Here is a 15,394-nt window from a genome sequence, read left to right on the forward strand (position 1 = left end):
GATGCCTAACCGAAATTCATCCCCACCTTATCGCTTGGCTATCGCCCGTCACGCGCCTGAAGATGGGGACTTCTTTCGGGAAGTACATTAAAACTAGACAATGTTTATTTTGCAGGAGATTCTGCTGGGGCACAAATATCTGGTCAATTCGTTAATATTCAAACATCCCCTGAGTATGCAAAATTAACGAAGATTGACGCTATTGTTAATCCTTCTACAATAAAGGGTGTATTGCTATTTTGCGGTCCATATAATATGCCTGCGTTAGCTAAGATGGAAACAACTAAAGTAATACAAGACTTTATGCGTACCACTGGTTGGGCTTATTTTGGGAAGAAAGACTTCGAAAAATCACCTGAAATGGAGATCGCTTCAATTATAAATCATGTTACAAAAGATTATCCACCAGCATTTATCACAGATGGGAATACTGCATCATTCGAGAATCAAGGGAAAGAATTAGCTTCTACTTTACAAAGTAAAGGAGTCCCTGTAGACAGTCTCTTCTTTGATAAAAATATTGCTGGTGAGTTAGCACATGAATTTCAATTTAAAATGAATACACCAGCAGGTCAAGAAACTTTCAACAAAGTTCTTGAATTTTTAAGTGAAAATAAATAACAGAAAAGCCCAAGAAGCATCTTCTTTGCTTCTTGGGCTTTCACTTTATCTTCTCTTCGTAATTTTCCCTGAACCGCCAACCCTTGTTTTAGGGGGAGATGTATTTCGCGGCGGGCTTTTAATCGATGATTTTGGTTTTACATCTGATCCACCTGAATTACCAGGTGATTTTATGATTTTCCCTTTATTTTCAGTAGATGGCGGGACAGTCTTACTTCCTTTTTCTGTAATACTCCCTTTATCACCTACAGATGTTTTTGGTTCTTGTATCTTATCACTTCTCTTAATAATAGAGCCTTTACCCTGTTTCGTAATAGGCGGCGGTGTCTTCTTCTCTTCCTGTGTAGGCGGCCTTTCTGGAATAACCGGTTTATGATTTTTTCGGTCTGTATATCCGCGATAATCTCCATGATAGGATTTACGCGAATCAAATATGTCATCTAATATACTTGCTAAAATATAACCTTGTAAGAAAGATGGTTGATAATTTTGACGAACAAATTCTTTGTTACTTATCTCAACTAACGTATCAGATGGTTTCTCTTTATCTTTCTGAAGGTTATAAATTTTATCAGAATACACAAGGAACATCTGATTTTCATCTTCTTTAGACGCTTGCTTTGGTTCCTTTTCATCAATTAATTCCTTCGCAACTTCAGGAACAGAGCGATTGGCGGCCCTATATACATATGATTCTTGCTTGCCGTCTTTTGCAACGGACTCTAACGGGTAACGGTCTTGAATGGATTTCTCATTATCGCATCCCGATAAAACGAAACCAGCAACTACCAGTAAAGTCACAATGGCAAGAATAGGGATTAGGAACGATTTAATCATGGTAAACAATCGGTTTGACATGATTACGCCCCCTTACGTCGCCCTTATAATTTGTACATCAGCAGAAAGAATCGATTCTCCCTCATACATCATTGTACGCCCATCTTGCCACTCTATACGAAGTAGCTTCCGGTTGTCGGATTGAAACTCCCACACGTGTTGTTCATCAGATACTGCAAACGGTGTTTTCCCCATCACAACAACGCGTCCATTATATTGTTCTTCCATATGATACTCTATATCATCCATTTCAATTGTCGTTGGAACCTCATTTATAGAATCTAAACGCCCATCGATTGGTGCATACAGTTTATAATAAGTGCTTTCACGGTTTTCAATTTTTAAATAGCGAATTGTCTTTCCATCCTGCAATGTTAAAACAATTTCACCACGAGAATGCATACTTGTTTTTCCAATCAGTTCGTACATCACTAATGAAACTTCAATCATATCCCCAGGCGCTAACGTGAGTAAAGTTTTCTCTGGTTTCGCAGGCTCGGGACTTTTCATTATATTTTTAATACGTTTGAATAAACTCATGGAGCTATCCCTCCTTTTCTCGTTATAGGCACGCTGCTAAAATGAAGGCTCCGACAATATGTAACGAACCAGCTAACAAAGCATGTGCTACATGCCCTTGCTTCGTTCCCTCTTCTAAATCTAAACCAACTATTTTTTTCAAAATGAGTTCAATAAACATTTCTACCACTAATAAAATAACAAAAGAAACAGCGGATGCAAGTAATGCTTGCCATAAATCATTCGATTTCGTAATCGATTGTGACAAAATATATCCTTGTGCAAAAAGCTTCATAATAAAGCGAGTTGTGACAGCTATATTTCCTTTTTTGATTTCCGCTAAATCATTATATTTTGTAAAAATAGAATCAATCCACATAAGTAGAAATAAAAGAACCGCACTTGCCCCTGTCCATACAAGCATGGCTAAAACATTCATCCATGTCATTCCAAAACCTCCTCTAGCAAAATAAAGTGAAACTTTAATTAGTGGGGGTTCTCTTCATTCCCCACTAATTATTAGCCCTCACCAATCGGGCTTTTATGGGCAGTTTCTCCTCCACCTAACTTCTTTGCTTGTGCTGCATTTTGAGGGGAGAGATTACTGCCTGTTAATGATGGGTAATAGAAAACCGACATGGTTTATTTCTATGACATGTCGGTTCTTTCCATACATTCTCTATAAAAAGTGCTTACACTATATTATCCCGCATGAACGAGCAGTAATATGCCACACTTATTAACATTTCATATTATTTCTCATACTGCTTCATAATACGGGCTAATTCATCATCTACAACTGAGTTTTTATTTAGACTTGCGAATTCCTCATCTAATGATTTTTCTTTTTTGTAGATTTCTCCACTTGCTTCTGCTTCTGCCTCTAATTGAAGAGCTTTTTCTTCCATACGACTTAACCCAGCTTTTGCTGTATTTGCATCAAATCCAGACATTGCTTTATTAATATTTTTTTGTGCTTTCGCTGCATTTACACGCGCTACAAGCGTTTCACGTTTATTTCTTAGCTCTGTTAATTGTTTACGCATTTCTTCTAATTTCGCGCGAAGATTATCAGCAGCTGCTTTATTTTGTTCATAGCTTGCTTTATATTCATTCATCTTTTGCTCTGCATTTTGCTTTTCTTCTAGAGCACGGCGTGCAAGGTCAATATTATTTGCCTGAACAGCCATATGTGCTTGTTCTTCACGTTTCTTTACAAGAGCTTCTTGTTCTTCATATAATAATTTAAACTTTTTCTCAAGCGCAATTTGAGCTGCTACACTCTTCTCAGCTTCTTGTACATCTTCTTGCATATCACGTAAATATTGATCCGTCATCTTAACTGGATCTTCCGCCTTTTCAATCAATGCATACACATTTGACATCGTTAAATCTCTTAATCGTTTAAAAACTGACATTCAGATTCCTCCTATGGACTATCTCATATTTCAAATTCAATTCCCGTAAAACTAAATAAAGTAAAACTTCCATCAGTGGAAGCTTTATCCCCACTGATGGTCAGCCCTCATGAATCGGGCATTTACGGTCAGCTGTCTCCCACCTATCTTCTCTGTTCTTCCCTAAATCTTGAAGCGGGGCTCACTGTCCGCGAATAGCGAGATAAATCTTCCTTTACAGTAAGAATATTCATTTTCAAAGCCTATGTGTTTATTATAACAAAACTAAAATGTCCTTACATGTTATTCCTTGAACATACAAACTATAATATGACATTCTCTTCACAACATTTCCTCATACTACATACTTACTTTCTATATCCTACAATCTTGCTACTTTCCGGAATGATTAGCCCGTCAATTTTGATTTAATATCTATTTAATATGGTAGTTAATTATAATTCTTATTTTTGGCGAACAAAAGCAATGAGTTGTTCAAACGCTTGATCATTTCCTTTTCTTGCTTGTTTTACTAGATAGGCTATGTCCATTTTTATTTTTTCTTCCCTTTACTAATATAGTCGAATGAGAGAACCGAAAGGTTGCAAAAATAAGAGTATATATAAATCCCCTCCAGCAAAATACTTTGGAGGGGATCCTAGTTCACATAATCCATCATTATAGGTAGCAAAAATATTAATGCCGTAATTAAACTTAAAAATGCTCACACAAATGATCTGCACATCAATTATCCTTTGATATACAGATCATTTGTACGATAATTTTTACAGATAAGTGCAAAATAATAAACTTACATGAATGCTTTTAAAAGTTCTTGTACCATTGGAATTACTCCACCTATAAATTTTAAAACAGCGATTGCGATTTCCATACTATTTACCTCCTTTTATCTTATATTAAAATGTAGTGAATCTTTATATCTCTATTATAGTAAGCGTTTATGTGCATATCAATACATTTTAATATGCAATATTTCATAAAACACAAACGGTTTATTTTGTTATAATTATAAAGGTGAATTGTTCATCCAACGATTCATAACAACGCATATCTATTAATAATGCAACCCTAATTACGCACAAAGGGAGAAGAATGTTTATCATTCTTCTCCCTTTTATATTTTAACGAACCTAACCTATCTATCTTAAGAAAGTGCTTGCATATAATTATTTACTAGATCCCTTTTCTTCCTATCTTTTTACAACCCGATAAAGTGAAACTTCCATTTGTAAAAACCACTGATAAATCCCTTTAATATTTTGGCATAAATAACCAATTTATAGGTTATTCTAATAAAAACTATTTAGATCCATATCCTGATATAGTGGAGGTATGTATGATGTATTATGTGAAATTAATTAAGGGACAATCTTTCTATGCCTTTGATCATCGTTTCTTATTACATCAAGAGGAACAAGTTACACAAAAAATTTTTAAATACCTGTGCAAAAATGAATTTTTTGAATTACGCAAAGACGAGAGCTCTCCCATTATAAAAAAAGAACAAGGAAAATAGACATTTGTCGTCTAGTCAAACATTTGTGTGAGTGAGGTCATATGTAATACAAAAAAGGATAGATAAAGCTAATATTCTTTGCTTGTATCTATCCTTCTCTTTTACTGTATATAATGTGTAACATTATATACCTTTAGTATTAAGTTAATTACCTAAAACCTTGACTTTTGATAAAATATCTAGATTAACTTCCGTTTAACTACTTATGAGCAGTCATATCAGGACTACAACTATTTGACTGACACGACTTATTCAGCGAACATGCTGCACATTTCCCTTTTTTACTTCTCTTTACAAAATTGATTAACGTATATCCTGCATATCCAAAAATGGCCGCTCCGATTACAATATTGACTATCATTATGATACATCTCCTTCTAGAATCCGAGTAGGGATCCAACTTGGTATATAATGAGCGTTAACACATAAGCAACAATAAGTGGATAAATAACAGAGAAAATCGTCCACTTTACAGATCCTGTTTCACGGCGAATCACAGCAACTGTCGCTAAGCATGGAACGTATAACAAAATGAAGAACATGAACGCATATGCTGATAATGCAGTATAGTGCGCGCCCATTACATTTCCTAATACATCTTCTTTAACAGCATAAATGATTGCCATTGTAGAAACGACAACTTCTTTTGCTAAAAATCCTGTTAATAATGACGCCGCTGCTTGCCATGTTCCAAAACCGAGCGGCGCTAAAATTGGTGCCACGAAACCACCAATCATCGCTAAGAAACTATCTCCCATATCTACACCAAATCCTGATGGACCAGCATAGTTGAGTAACCAAATGACGACAGAACCACCAAAGATAAACGTACCTGCTTTACGTACGAAACCTTTTCCTTTTTCCCAAGTACTAAGCCATAATGTTTTTGCTTGTGGCACACGGTAAGGTGGAAGCTCGATAACAAAAATAGACTTTTCTTCTTTTAAAACGGTAAGAGACATTACCTTTGTAACTAAGAGTGCTAGTACAATACCTGCAATGTATAAAGAGAATACGACCATCGCTTGACTATGAGGGAAAAAGACTCCCGCAAATAATGCATATACAGGTAAACGTGCTGAACAAGACATAAATGGTGTTACTAAAATGGTAAGCAATCTCTCTTTCTCTTGTTCAATTGTTCTCGCTGCCATAATCCCTGGTACGTTACAACCGAAACCAATGATCATCGGAATAAACGCTTTTCCGTTTAAACCAAAGTACTCCATAATACGGTCCATTACAACGGCAATTCGTGCCATATAACCTGAATCTTCTAATAACGAAATAAAGAAGAACAACGCAAAAATTTGTGGAACGAATACTAATACAGCTCCAACACCAGCAATAATCCCTTCTGTAACAAGAGCTTGAATAAATTCAGATGCCCCGATATTTGCGAGTCCTGCTGTGACCCAATCTGTGAACTGCCCACCGAGAAATCCATCAAGTATATCCGATAAAGGTGTCCCAATCCACGTAAACGTAACCTGAAAAATAAAAAACATAACTGCTAAAAAGATTGGAAGTCCTAAAACTTTATGTGTAATTAACTGATCGATTTTTTCTGAAAAAGGAATTTCCCCTTCCTTTTCATGCTGAATAATATTTGTTTTTAACTTTTCAATATACGCTGCACGTGTATTGTAAATATGCTGATCCAACGCTACATCAAACTCCACTTCTAACGCCGATCGAATCGCTACAAGATCCTGATAAATAGACAATGTATTCAATTCTTGTTCTACTACTTCGTTATTACTTAAAAATTGAAGTGCAAGCCATCTTGGATGCTTATAATTTGCTTGCCCCAATATGTCCATTAATTGTGTAATGCCTGCATCTACGCTTTTACCGTAAGAAAGAATAAAAGTTTTCCCCTTCTTCTTCCCACTCTCATGGAGAGTAGCTAGTAATTCATCGCAGCCTTTTCCACTTCTCGCAACAACAGGAACGACTGTTACACCGAGCATTTCTGCTAGTTTTTTTGCATCAATTATAATCCCGCGCTGTTTCGCCACATCGACCATATTTAACCCGATAGAAAGTGGCTTACCAAATTCTAATAATTGCACAGTCAAGTGCATATTACGCTCAAATTGAGAAGAGTCTACAATATTTAGCATATGATTAAATTCTTCTGTTAATAGAAATTTTGTAACGACTCCTTCATCACGGGAAACCGGATTTAAGTCATATACGCCTGGTAAATCAATCAATGTTCCTTGTTTATCTTTTAACTTACCAACTTTCTTTTCTACCGTTACTCCGCTCCAGTTCCCTACATATTCATATGAACCAGTAAGCGCATTAAATAATGATGTTTTTCCGGTATTCGGATTCCCTAGCAAAGCAACCTTATTCACGCTAATTCCACCTTTATCATTTTCGCGTCACAATGACGAATACTAATTAATTGTCCACGGCACTCTAATGTACAAGGGCCATTGAACATTGCCTTTTGTTTTATACGAAGCTCGCTTCCTTCTAAAAGACCAAACGCAGCTAATCTACGTTTTAACAACTTATCTAACGACTGTATATTTTTCACTAATACCTTTTCACCTATTTTAATATCAACTAAGCTCATAATTTCCCTCCTTAGAAGAGAATGATAATTATTTTCAAGAAAATTATATCATATTCTTGTTATCTTGTATTATATCTTTTTGCTTCATATTTATTAACATTTTCGTACAATTATATTTAAATACTAAATATTCATTTGTCATTTTCATCCATTTCCATTACAATGAACCTAACAAATAAAGAATCTCGTTATCACAGGGGGAGCCTCGTTGCTGAGAGGGAACACTTCGTTCCGACCCTTTGAACCTGTTAGTTAATGCTAACGTAGGAATTGTGCAAACGTTGAAATACATACCTCATCATTCTCTACTTACGTATTTCATATCTCCCTATGGTAATTCTTCTTTTTTGTGCAATTTAGATTTAGGGGGACTGACAATATGCGTAACACCAATTTACAAGCGATGATTGAATCTGCAATTCTTGCAGCCTTTGCCTTGATCATCGACATTTTACCACTATCGATTAAACTTCCAACAGGCGGTTCTATCTCATTTGCTATGATTCCTATTTTTATTATCGCTTACCGCTGGGGATTTAAAACGGCTTTCTTAGGAGGCTTAATTTGGGGACTACTACAAATCGTAGTCGGCGATGCCTATATTTTAACGCCTGTACAAGCGTTTATTGAGTACTTTATTGCATTTGCATGTATTGGTTTTTCTGGTTTATTTTATCAACCTATCCAGCAAACACTAGCAAATGGTCAAGGCAAGAAAACAATGGCCTATATTATAGTTGCTACACTTATCGGTAGCTTTGCCCGCTATTTCTGTCACTTTATTGCTGGCGTTATCTTCTTTGGAAAGTATGCACCACCGGGACAGTCCGCTTTCCTATATTCGTTAATCGTCAACGGTAGTACCATGCTTGCTTCTTTCGGGTTATGTACAGTGTTACTACTCCTTTTATTTACAACATCACCTCGCTTATTCAAAAGCATTGGTGCACATCATATGAATTCAAAAAAGAAGAGTGCCTAAATGGCACTCTTCTTTTTCACTAAATCAAACTATATTTTCAGAAACACTACATACCAATATAAGAAGGGTACCCCTCCCTCTATAAGGATATCCTTGTAGTAAGGAGAATTTTCAACCTACAACACTGTATCTTTATATTTTCTACTAATAGATTTTTAATGAGTTATATCAATAATAAATACGATAAATGCACAAAAGAAAATAAAGACCACTATACTTAGTAAATTGCTATTCACGGCTAATCTACTCCTTAAAAAACTCATTTTCTATTGAAATTATACGTTTGAAACATAAAGATAAGATAAAGATACTATCAAAAAAAATTAAAAAAAGTGTAGAATGTCCTTTCTACACTTTTTTCTGTAAATAAAAATAAAACAGCACACCATCTTCTGTATTATTTACACCATACTCTACGCCATGAAGTTCTAAAATATTTTTAGAAATGGCAAGCCCAAGCCCCGTTCCACCTTTTGAACGCTGACGAGCCGTATCTATCCGATAAAAACGATCCCAAATTTTATCTAATTGCTCTTCTTGAATATGAGCACCTTTATTTTCTATACAAACCTTAACTCGATTTGGTTCATCTATTGTGGAAATAATAATATCTTCTTTTTCCGGCGTATAACGGATTGCATTCGTTATAAAATTGACAATTACTTGTTCAATGCGATGCTGATTTGCGACAACTTGGGCTGGAGATACATGTTTGTAAACATGAAGTTCCTTTTTTTCTATCTCTACTAATAATTGTTCACATATTTGCTCAATAACTTCATCAATATAAAAAGCATCTATTTTCATTTTATATGTGCCGGATTCAAATTTAGCTAACTCCAGCATATCCAAAATTAACATATCCATCTTATCTACTTCTTTTTCCATTGCTTGAAAATAATATTCTTTCTTATGCTCAGCGACCCCATCTTTTAAGATAGAAATGCAGCTTTTCATAATACTTAGAGGAGTTTTCAGTTCATGTGATACACCTGCAATAAACTCTTTCCGTGTGTTTTCTAACTTTCTTTCTTTTTCGATGTCTTGTTCCAGTTGTCCAATATGTGAATGTAGTGTATTAGATAGCATGTTAATATTTTTCGATAAATCTCCAATCTCATCTTTTGAAGTAATCGGGATTCTTTCCGTGAAATCTAAATGTGCAATTTTTTTCGTTGTATCATTTATTCGTAATAACGGTTTTGCAATTTGTTTTGAATAATAGAAAGAAGCAAGAAAAATCAGTACTAATACAAACGCAATGATATATACATAATAATCCTTTACCATTTGTACTGCTTCATCTACTGGCTGTAAGGAGGCCATTGCGAATACATATGTGAATGAGCCATCTTTTTCTTTTATCGGTTCTATTAACCATTTATATTTTATATCATTTTTTTCATAGTCAATTATCTGTAAGGAATCATTGGTATCTTTACTTTCATTTAACAGTAAGTTTGCTTGAAACTCTTTTATACTCTCCAAAAATAGAGTATTTTTATAAAGGAAATTCGACATTCCTTTGCTATCAGGTAGTTGAATTTTTGTAATAGTTCCTAAAAAAGCAGTACTAGGAACTTGAGCAGCACTTTTCTTTTCTTCTTTAACTTTAGTTTGCATATCATTTATTTTCTTATTCAGGGGTTTATTGGACCAATTTGTCCCTCCCTTGTATAGATTTAATCCAGCCGGAACGAATGTAGAATCCCTATTTATTCCATAAACAGAAATTTGTAATCCTGAAAAATGTGGTAGTTTTTCATTTTCAACCTCTTCTATCCCCATAAGATTATATAGAGGAACTTTAATGTTTGTTTTTCCAAACTCTTTCTGGGACAGTCGATCCAGCTTTACTTCTAAATAAAAATCTTCGGCATGTTTTAAATTCCCATCGCTATCTAATGTTGTGATCCACGTATTATTTTCTCGATAAAAATCTTGCTCAAGTTTTCGAATTGATTCTATGTTACCTCCGCTATTCAAATATCCTCTCTCAAAAGAGCTTATGTTCGTTTGAATATCATTTACTTTTCTGTTCGCATAATATTGTTTAAAGAATATCGTTTGTCCAATAAAAATCGTTGCTAAAATCAACATGCATAAGGTTGTTGTAAGGATAAATAATTTTAGTACAATCCCTTTTCTCATAGACTCCCCTCAAATTTATAGCCCGCTCGAACAACAGTAATAATATACTTCGCTTTATCCCCTAATTTATTTCTTAAATTACGGATATGGCTATTCACTGTCCGATCATCACCAGCAAATTCATATCCCCAAATTCTTGTAATTAATTGCTCTCTTGTTAGAACGATTCCTTGATTCTTCATGAAATACGTTAATATCTCAAATTCCGTATGCGTTAAATTAATATCGATCCCATCTATCGTGACGATACGTGATGGAAAGTGGACGCAAATCCCATGAATAGATAACGTATCATTATCATTATTCGAAAATTCACTTATAGCTTCTCTACTTTCCAGCAGTCGCTTCGCTCTTGCTAATAAAATCGGCGGGCTATATGGTTTTGCTACATAATCATCTGCACCTAACTCAAATCCAAGTAACGTATCATCTTCATCTACACGTGCTGTCAGCATAATAATTGGAACTTGAGATGTCTTACGAATTCTTCGGCAAACAGACCAACCATCTAATTCTGGCAACATAATATCAAGAATTACTAAATGAACCTCTTCTTCTCCAAATAAGACTAACGCTTCCTTCCCGTCTCTTGCCTCAAGTACTTTATATTTTTCATTTAAAAAATAATCTTTCAAAATTTCACGTAAAATATCCTCATCCTCAACAATTAAAATTGTTTTTGTCATGTTTTATTTCCCCTTCTCTCATTCTAAGCAACAGATTATCTTCTTTTTCTTTTTGATTCCAAAATATTTAGCAGTTAGATTACTGTAATTTCACTTTCGGATCGCTAGGAATTAACTTCGCTTCAATAATATATCGATCTGGTGCATCACCTATATAATCGAATGGATAGCAAGTTGTCAGCGTTAATGTTGGTTCTTCTTTCTTTACAATAACTGTACGATCATCTGCATGTGTAATCCACATTTTTTGAATTCCATACGTGTAAATCTTATTATCATATTCTACAATAAGGCTATCTTTTTCTTTAAGCTCCCCTAGCTCTGTAAATACAGTATCGCGATGTCCACTCAGTACGGTATGACCCCCTTCAGATGGAGCAGTTGTAATATCACTCACAAACATACCTACTCCTTTTTTTAACGTGGTATCATTCGCTCCCCAATATACAGAAAACTTTTTCTTCATTTTTGGGATATTTAATATAGCTACTTTCTCCCCTTCTTTATATTGCATTTGAGAGGATGGTACTTGAGAATTCACAGGCGTTTCCGCGGAATGTTGTTTTGGTTCTATCTTCTCAAAATGCTTTATTTCTTCCGTCGTTAAATCTTGCGCAGCACTTTTCCCTTTGTACCACTCAAAAAAATAATACGTTCCCATAAAAATACCAACTATCATACAACATAATCCAATACGATTTACAAGTCTCACTTTTAATCCCTCCATGCAAAAAATGGTAGGGTTATCCTACCATTTTTAATATATGAAATTATCCTACTTTCCATAGGCTAATAAGAAATTCGTTTTACGCTTTGATTTTACGGCGAGTAAATCCAAATACTGATCCTAACGCTACAAGACACGCGCTTAATACCATCATTGTTACGCTATTTGATGCTGTATTTGGTAGTTTCTCACCTTTTGTAACTTGCTTTGCTGCTTCTTTTTTCATCTTATTTTGATTTTGTTGTTCCTGAATTGCTGCTTCTTTTTTCATCTTATCTTGATTTTGTTGTTCCTGAATTGCTGCTTCTTTTTTCATCTTATCTTGATTTTGTTGTTCCTGAATTGCTGTTTCTTTTTTCATCTTATCTTGATTTTGTTGTTCCTGAATTGCTGCTTCTTTTTTCGCCATATCTTGCTTTTCTTGCGCTTGTGCTGCTACTTCTTCCTTTGTCATTGTTCCAGTAGATGCACTAGCTACCGATGAGTACCCTACTGATAAAAGTGCCATTGCACAGATTGGTAAAAGTTTTTTTTTCATTTTATTTCTCTCCTTTTATACTTTTTTCACATCATCTTGGATGTATTAATAGGATATATCTGTTATGTAAATATGAGATGCAGATAAAATGGATTTCTTTTAAAGATTAAATTCATATTAAAAATATAAAATTTTCCTATTGTGAATAGCATGTCTTTCCGTTTAAAGTGGATCCAAAAAGAACAAAAAAGCATTGTAGATTCTCTCTACAATGCTTTTTCTGTGTCTCAGTTTCTATTTGTTACTTTCTTGTGATTCTAGAATAGGTGGGTCCGGAACGATAACTATTTGTCTCGGCTCAGTTTTCTTTAAGTGATTATTGACATTACACTTATGACGCTGAACACCCCATGCTTTAATAGGGTTTGTAAAAATGACTCTTCGCTCTTTATTAGGGGTCTCTTCTCTCGTTTTACAATGCTCATTCCATTTACACCACTTCATTGTAAACTTTAAAGAAGAATGATCTTTTTCTCGATCAAACAAATACGAAAAACTCATATCTTCTGCTAACGTAACAGTATGACTAGTTGATAACAAAGCAAGGGTCGTCCAACGTTTTTCCATTCCCTCCTACTCCTTTTCACATATAGTGCCTAAAACTTGCCTTACCTAAAATGTGTTTGCCTTTTTACCTTACATATGTAAGTGTATACAAAACTATGCTTCTCAACTATCGATTTGTCTTACAAAATACCTTACATTTTTGTAAGAAATAAAAAAACCTCCATTTATATAAATGAAGGCAAACTATTACACTTAGTTTTTATCTATATACTCTTTCATTTCATCTAATCCAGTTTCACGCATCTGCATCAGCATTCCATGTGCAATCGCTCCAATAATTAAGGTCATCCCAATCAATGAAATACGGATAATTGGTTCATCAATGATATAAGCTAACAAGCCAAGAACAATTGTTAACATTAACGATTTTGTAAATGTAACGTATGTGTAATGCTTCTTCTTCATTTCTACCATCCCTTTATGGAAGCGCTCTCTTATCGTGCTTAGTATATCATATTTTGTCACTACTTTTCTAAAAACCACAAGGTTGGTTCAATGTTATTGACAGAACGTTTCTAATACAATCCAAAGTCCATTTTTCATCTATCTTTTTTGACTTTTGCGCATCAATCCTTTACAGTCAAAATGTTCATAAGTTTTACACTGTAGGAGGATCCCAATGAATATTGAAATAAAAGATACTTTAATCTCTGAAGAAACATTACAAGCAAAAGTAAAAGAACTTGCGCTACAAATCGAGCGCGATTTTGCAGGAGAAGAAATCGTTGTTATCGCTGTATTAAAAGGTTCTTTCGTCTTTGCTGCTGATTTAATTCGCCACATTAAAAACGAGGTAACAATCGACTTTATCTCTGCATCTAGTTATGGTAACCAAACAGAATCGACTGGAAAAGTAAAATTATTGAAAGATATCGATGTGAACATTACAGGTAAAAATGTAATTGTTGTGGAAGATATTATCGATTCTGGCTTAACGCTTCACTTCTTAAAAGACCATTTCATCATGCATAAACCAAAAACATTGAAGTTCTGTACATTACTTGATAAACCAGAGCGCCGTAAAGTCGATTTAAAAGCAGAATACGTAGGCTTCCAAATTCCGGATGAATTTATCGTTGGCTACGGCATCGACTGTGCAGAAAAATATCGTAACCTTCCATATATCGCGGCGGTTGCAACAGATAAATAATAGATAGACTGAACTGTTTCATATAAACTGAAACTTTAATCAGTGGTAGGTTCTTCATCCTTCACTGATCATTATCCCTGACCAATCGGGCTTTTACGGACCGTTTATCCCCACCTAACTTCTTTGCTTTTTGCAGAACTTTAAGGTGAGGGTATTACTGCCCGCAAATAGCGGGATAATTCACTCCGTTATGTGTTGGAAATTATTAAAGTTCGCATTTTTATAAAAAAAACTTTATAATTAAAAGTATTAAAGGTTGTTAACACAAAAACGTTAACAACCTTTTTATTTTTTTAAAGAATGATACTTTACTTAAGAGGAGCGATTTCATGTATTGGAAAAGAAATAATACCCCTGTAGAAGAACCCGTGGAAACAGCTGTATGGGAATGCCAAACGGAAGACTGTTTAGGATGGATGCGTAAAAACTTTTCTTTTGATGAAGAGCCAAAATGTCCTTTATGTAAAGGTAAAATGACAAGCGGAGAACGCCTATTACAGAAGCTATAAAATAACTAAATTTTTTTCATTTCCTACATTCCTCAACTATGAAGTCAAATAAAGTGAAATTCCCCTCATTTAGGGATTTCTCTTTCTCCTTACCTACGATACAATTCCATTTCCTAAATGTGAATCTAAAATAAAAGGTACAAAAAAGGCTTTGCGTACCTTGCAAAGCCTTTTCTTTATTTACTATATAAATCCATTTTGATTTTTCGACATATAGCCGCGGCTATGGATAACAAAAGGTGGCCTGCACTCGTTTTCTCTCTTTGTTTTCACTATGTCTGGGCAGGAAAAGGATCTGACCGCTTCTATGCATGGCCGGATGCTCTCTCCCACCTAAAAAGAAGGATTTTATGTCGGTTTTTAAATTTGTATTTATATAATAAGAACTGTACCAATAGCTACTTCTCTCATTATTTTCCGCTCACAATCTTAAAGTAAGAACGAACTGTTAAGAAGTAATATCCAATATAAATAACGCCATCCTTTCCTATGATTCTACAGAAAGAATAGCGTATTTTTTCATTTTAGGGGGTATCTTATTTTGTTAGCTTGATAGCGATGTGGCGGTACCTCTAGTAGGTTC

The 15,394-nt window shown here is 34.7% G+C and carries 17 protein-coding genes, 3 pseudogenes and 1 riboswitch; of the genes and pseudogenes, 5 read left to right on the forward strand and 15 right to left on the reverse strand.

What is annotated here, in order from left to right:
- Positions 1–87 precede the first annotated feature (87 nt).
- Positions 88–621 (forward strand): annotated as a pseudogene (locus QUF99_RS24945) (alpha/beta hydrolase); the annotation flags it as partial.
- Positions 622–666: 45 nt separating this feature from the next.
- On the opposite strand, the gene QUF99_RS24950 reads toward QUF99_RS24945, so the two are convergent.
- The 6 genes and pseudogenes from QUF99_RS24950 to QUF99_RS28780 form a co-directional block, all read right to left on the reverse strand.
- Entirely contained in the window at positions 667–1,479 is an 813-nt protein-coding gene (locus QUF99_RS24950) for a DUF4247 domain-containing protein (protein ID WP_289373704.1), read from the reverse strand.
- A gap of 12 nt (positions 1,480–1,491) precedes the next feature.
- A complete protein-coding gene (locus QUF99_RS24955) occupies positions 1,492–1,998 on the reverse strand; it encodes a DUF4178 domain-containing protein (RefSeq protein ID WP_289373706.1) in 507 nt (168 codons plus the stop codon).
- A 22-nt stretch (positions 1,999–2,020) separates the two neighbouring features.
- On the reverse strand, positions 2,021–2,425 hold the full coding sequence (locus tag QUF99_RS24960; protein ID WP_289373708.1) for a DUF350 domain-containing protein: 405 nt from the start codon (positions 2,423–2,425) through the stop codon (positions 2,021–2,023).
- A gap of 304 nt (positions 2,426–2,729) precedes the next feature.
- Positions 2,730–3,395: a PspA/IM30 family protein gene (locus QUF99_RS24970; RefSeq protein ID WP_289373710.1), complete on the reverse strand. Its 666-nt coding sequence runs from the start codon at positions 3,393–3,395 to the stop codon at positions 2,730–2,732.
- Positions 3,396–3,841: 446 nt separating this feature from the next.
- Positions 3,842–3,925 (reverse strand): annotated as a pseudogene (locus tag QUF99_RS28610) (sigma-70 family RNA polymerase sigma factor); the annotation flags it as partial.
- 260 nt (positions 3,926–4,185) lie between these two features.
- Positions 4,186–4,373, reverse strand: a pseudogene (locus QUF99_RS28780) (hypothetical protein).
- Positions 4,374–4,734: 361 nt separating this feature from the next.
- Here QUF99_RS28780 and QUF99_RS24975 point away from each other — a divergent pair.
- On the forward strand, positions 4,735–4,911 hold the full coding sequence (locus QUF99_RS24975; protein WP_289373711.1) for a YqbF domain-containing protein: 177 nt from the start codon (positions 4,735–4,737) through the stop codon (positions 4,909–4,911).
- Positions 4,912–5,110: 199 nt separating this feature from the next.
- On the opposite strand, the gene QUF99_RS24980 is transcribed toward QUF99_RS24975, so the two are convergent.
- From QUF99_RS24980 to QUF99_RS24990, 3 genes are read right to left on the reverse strand one after another with little or no spacing between them, the layout of a single operon-like run.
- On the reverse strand, positions 5,111–5,272 hold the full coding sequence (locus QUF99_RS24980) for a FeoB-associated Cys-rich membrane protein (RefSeq protein WP_289373712.1): 162 nt from the start codon (positions 5,270–5,272) through the stop codon (positions 5,111–5,113).
- A gap of 16 nt (positions 5,273–5,288) precedes the next feature.
- Complete coding sequence (gene feoB / locus QUF99_RS24985; protein WP_289373713.1) at positions 5,289–7,277, reverse strand: ferrous iron transport protein B; 1,989 nt, start codon at positions 7,275–7,277, stop codon at positions 5,289–5,291.
- Positions 7,274–7,501, reverse strand: a complete 228-nt coding sequence (locus QUF99_RS24990) for a FeoA family protein (protein ID WP_289373714.1) — start codon at positions 7,499–7,501, stop codon at positions 7,274–7,276. The genes feoB and QUF99_RS24990 overlap by 4 nt, the downstream gene beginning before the upstream one ends.
- Before the next feature lie 186 nt (positions 7,502–7,687).
- A riboswitch (TPP riboswitch) is annotated at positions 7,688–7,789 on the forward strand.
- A gap of 91 nt (positions 7,790–7,880) precedes the next feature.
- Here QUF99_RS24990 and thiT point away from each other — a divergent pair.
- Positions 7,881–8,483: an energy-coupled thiamine transporter ThiT gene (thiT, locus tag QUF99_RS24995; protein ID WP_289373716.1), complete on the forward strand. Its 603-nt coding sequence runs from the start codon at positions 7,881–7,883 to the stop codon at positions 8,481–8,483.
- A 348-nt stretch (positions 8,484–8,831) separates the two neighbouring features.
- Here thiT and QUF99_RS25000 read toward each other — a convergent pair whose 3' ends face one another.
- The 6 genes from QUF99_RS25000 to QUF99_RS25025 all read right to left on the reverse strand — a co-directional run bounded on the left by QUF99_RS25000 (position 8,832) and on the right by QUF99_RS25025 (position 13,566).
- Positions 8,832–10,634: a sensor histidine kinase gene (locus tag QUF99_RS25000; protein WP_289373718.1), complete on the reverse strand. Its 1,803-nt coding sequence runs from the start codon at positions 10,632–10,634 to the stop codon at positions 8,832–8,834.
- Positions 10,631–11,320, reverse strand: a complete 690-nt coding sequence (locus tag QUF99_RS25005) for a response regulator transcription factor (RefSeq protein WP_289373721.1) — start codon at positions 11,318–11,320, stop codon at positions 10,631–10,633. The genes QUF99_RS25000 and QUF99_RS25005 overlap by 4 nt, the downstream gene beginning before the upstream one ends.
- A 79-nt stretch (positions 11,321–11,399) precedes the next feature.
- A complete protein-coding gene (locus tag QUF99_RS25010) occupies positions 11,400–12,032 on the reverse strand; it encodes a class D sortase (RefSeq protein ID WP_289373723.1) in 633 nt (210 codons plus the stop codon).
- Between the two features lie 94 nt (positions 12,033–12,126).
- Positions 12,127–12,585 carry an LPXTG cell wall anchor domain-containing protein gene (locus QUF99_RS25015; RefSeq protein ID WP_289373725.1) on the reverse strand — a complete coding sequence of 153 codons (459 nt, stop codon included), beginning with the start codon at positions 12,583–12,585 and terminating at the stop codon, positions 12,127–12,129.
- A 234-nt stretch (positions 12,586–12,819) separates the two neighbouring features.
- Positions 12,820–13,152, reverse strand: a complete 333-nt coding sequence (locus QUF99_RS25020; protein WP_289373727.1) for a hypothetical protein — start codon at positions 13,150–13,152, stop codon at positions 12,820–12,822.
- A gap of 192 nt (positions 13,153–13,344) precedes the next feature.
- The gene (locus tag QUF99_RS25025; RefSeq protein ID WP_289374762.1) at positions 13,345–13,566 is read right to left on the reverse strand and encodes a hypothetical protein; all 222 of its coding nucleotides are present in this window, start codon (positions 13,564–13,566) and stop codon (positions 13,345–13,347) included.
- Between the two features lie 205 nt (positions 13,567–13,771).
- On the opposite strand from QUF99_RS25025, the gene hpt reads away from it, so the two are divergent.
- Both hpt and QUF99_RS25035 read left to right on the forward strand, forming a co-directional pair.
- Positions 13,772–14,302 carry a hypoxanthine phosphoribosyltransferase gene (gene hpt, locus QUF99_RS25030; protein ID WP_289373729.1) on the forward strand — a complete coding sequence of 177 codons (531 nt, stop codon included), beginning with the start codon at positions 13,772–13,774 and terminating at the stop codon, positions 14,300–14,302.
- A gap of 329 nt (positions 14,303–14,631) precedes the next feature.
- The gene (locus QUF99_RS25035; RefSeq protein WP_289373731.1) at positions 14,632–14,811 is read left to right on the forward strand and encodes a cold-shock protein; all 180 of its coding nucleotides are present in this window, start codon (positions 14,632–14,634) and stop codon (positions 14,809–14,811) included.
- The last annotated feature ends 583 nt before the right edge of the window (positions 14,812–15,394 follow it).

This window comes from Bacillus sp. DX4.1 (genome assembly GCF_030348195.1).
GTDB lineage: Bacteria > Bacillota > Bacilli > Bacillales > Bacillaceae_G > Bacillus_A.

Bases quoted from the DNA above. Each gene is read 5' to 3' on its own strand.
- QUF99_RS24990 (WP_289373714.1), bottom strand. From the start codon at position 7,501: ATGAGCTTAGTTGATATTAAAATAGGTGAAAAGGTATTAGTGAAAAAT.
- QUF99_RS25035 (WP_289373731.1), top strand. From the start codon at position 14,632: ATGTATTGGAAAAGAAATAATACCCCTGTAGAAGAACCCGTGGAAACA.
- QUF99_RS24960 (WP_289373708.1), bottom strand. From the start codon at position 2,425: ATGACATGGATGAATGTTTTAGCCATGCTTGTATGGACAGGGGCAAGT.
- thiT (WP_289373716.1), top strand. From the start codon at position 7,881: ATGCGTAACACCAATTTACAAGCGATGATTGAATCTGCAATTCTTGCA.
- QUF99_RS24950 (WP_289373704.1), bottom strand. From the start codon at position 1,479: ATGTCAAACCGATTGTTTACCATGATTAAATCGTTCCTAATCCCTATT.
- QUF99_RS25020 (WP_289373727.1), bottom strand. From the start codon at position 13,152: ATGGAAAAACGTTGGACGACCCTTGCTTTGTTATCAACTAGTCATACT.
- QUF99_RS24975 (WP_289373711.1), top strand. From the start codon at position 4,735: ATGTATTATGTGAAATTAATTAAGGGACAATCTTTCTATGCCTTTGAT.
- QUF99_RS25015 (WP_289373725.1), bottom strand. From the start codon at position 12,585: ATGAAAAAAAAACTTTTACCAATCTGTGCAATGGCACTTTTATCAGTA.
- QUF99_RS25005 (WP_289373721.1), bottom strand. From the start codon at position 11,320: ATGACAAAAACAATTTTAATTGTTGAGGATGAGGATATTTTACGTGAA.
- QUF99_RS24980 (WP_289373712.1), bottom strand. From the start codon at position 5,272: ATGATAGTCAATATTGTAATCGGAGCGGCCATTTTTGGATATGCAGGA.
- hpt (WP_289373729.1), top strand. From the start codon at position 13,772: ATGAATATTGAAATAAAAGATACTTTAATCTCTGAAGAAACATTACAA.
- QUF99_RS25000 (WP_289373718.1), bottom strand. From the start codon at position 10,634: ATGAGAAAAGGGATTGTACTAAAATTATTTATCCTTACAACAACCTTA.
- QUF99_RS25025 (WP_289374762.1), bottom strand. From the start codon at position 13,566: ATGGTAGAAATGAAGAAGAAGCATTACACATACGTTACATTTACAAAA.
- QUF99_RS24955 (WP_289373706.1), bottom strand. From the start codon at position 1,998: ATGAGTTTATTCAAACGTATTAAAAATATAATGAAAAGTCCCGAGCCT.
- QUF99_RS24970 (WP_289373710.1), bottom strand. From the start codon at position 3,395: ATGTCAGTTTTTAAACGATTAAGAGATTTAACGATGTCAAATGTGTAT.